Origin of the sequence: Pseudomonas sp. NPDC089534, assembly GCF_044749305.1 — a bacterium.
Lineage (GTDB): Bacteria > Pseudomonadota > Gammaproteobacteria > Pseudomonadales > Pseudomonadaceae > Aquipseudomonas > Aquipseudomonas ekonensis.
In genome coordinates this window covers 1-1,257 of sequence record NZ_JBIVHR010000219.1, presented here as the reverse complement: position 1 = coordinate 1,257, position 1,257 = coordinate 1, and the positions used below count along the sequence as shown (strand labels likewise).

2 protein-coding genes are annotated in these 1,257 nt (G+C 57.4%); both read left to right on the top strand.

The genetic code is table 11. The features are described from left to right. Positions 1-68 precede the first annotated feature (68 nt). Positions 69-773: a succinate dehydrogenase iron-sulfur subunit gene (locus ACIP0B_RS28530; RefSeq protein WP_065260469.1), complete on the top strand. Its 705-nt coding sequence runs from the start codon at positions 69-71 to the stop codon at positions 771-773. A 275-nt stretch (positions 774-1,048) separates the two neighbouring features. Continuing rightward, positions 1,049-1,257 (top strand): hypothetical protein (locus ACIP0B_RS28525; protein ID WP_400838558.1); only part of this gene is annotated, 209 nt, incomplete at its 3' end.

Genomic DNA, 1,257 nt, shown 5'->3' with positions numbered 1-1,257 from the left:
GTGAACTTCTCGCAGAAGACTTTTCCGACTTTCTTAACTATATTGCTGACTTATTAAGGGTGACCGCCATGTTGAAAGTCAGTGTTTATCGTTACAACCCTGATCAGGACGCTGCGCCGTTCATGCAGGAATTCCAGGTCGATACCGGTGGTAAGGACCTGATGGTGCTGGACGTGCTGGCCCTGATCAAAGAGCAGGACGAGGGTTTCTCCTACCGTCGTTCCTGCCGTGAAGGCGTCTGCGGCTCCGACGGCATGAACATCAACGGCAAGAACGGCCTGGCGTGCATCACGCCGCTGTCCGCCGTCGTGAAAGGCAACAAGCTGGTCATTCGTCCGCTGCCGGGTTTGCCGGTCATCCGTGACCTGGTCGTCGATATGAGCATCTTCTACAAGCAATACGAGAAGGTGAAGCCATTCCTGCAGAACGACACGCCGGCTCCGGCCATCGAGCGTCTGCAGTCCCCTGAAGAGCGTGAAAAGCTGGACGGTCTGTACGAGTGCATTCTGTGCGCCTGCTGCTCGACCTCCTGCCCGTCCTTCTGGTGGAACCCGGACAAGTTCCTGGGCCCGGCCGCCCTGCTGCAAGCGTACCGCTTCCTGGCAGACAGCCGCGACACCAAGACCTCCGAGCGTCTGGCTTCGCTCGATGACCCGTTCAGCGTCTTCCGCTGCCGGGGCATCATGAACTGCGTCAACGTATGTCCGAAAGGCCTGAACCCGACTAAGGCCATCGGTCACATCCGTAACATGCTGCTCTCGAGCGGCGTGTGATTCAGCTGCTGTAACCGCCGCCGTAAAAAGCGGCACCGCTGTACCCGTAGAAGGTCTCGGCGCGGGCTTCAACCCGCGCCCTGGCTATAACCAGAGCAACAGCCAAAAGCTGCGGCTCTTATTTTTGAAGAAATGAGACAAGCAGGGGCATCCGGGCTGGTACCCGGACTATCAGTGTGATCCTAAGTGGCTTGTTTTGGTCGCTGCATTCGGACTTCTGCAAGCTTGCTCGGTGTCGACGCCGATGGTGTTCCCCTAACCGAGGGTGACCAAGCATGCAAGAAAGCGTGATGCAGCGCATGTGGAACAGCGCCTACCTTTCAGGTGGAAACGCTGCCTATGTGGAAGAGCTTTATGAGCTCTACCTGCACGACCCTAACGATGTGCCAGAAGAGTGTCGCACCTACTTTCAGAAGCTGCCAGCCGACGGCAGCTCTGCCACCGATGTTTCGCACTCCACGATTCTCGATCATTTCGTGCTGCT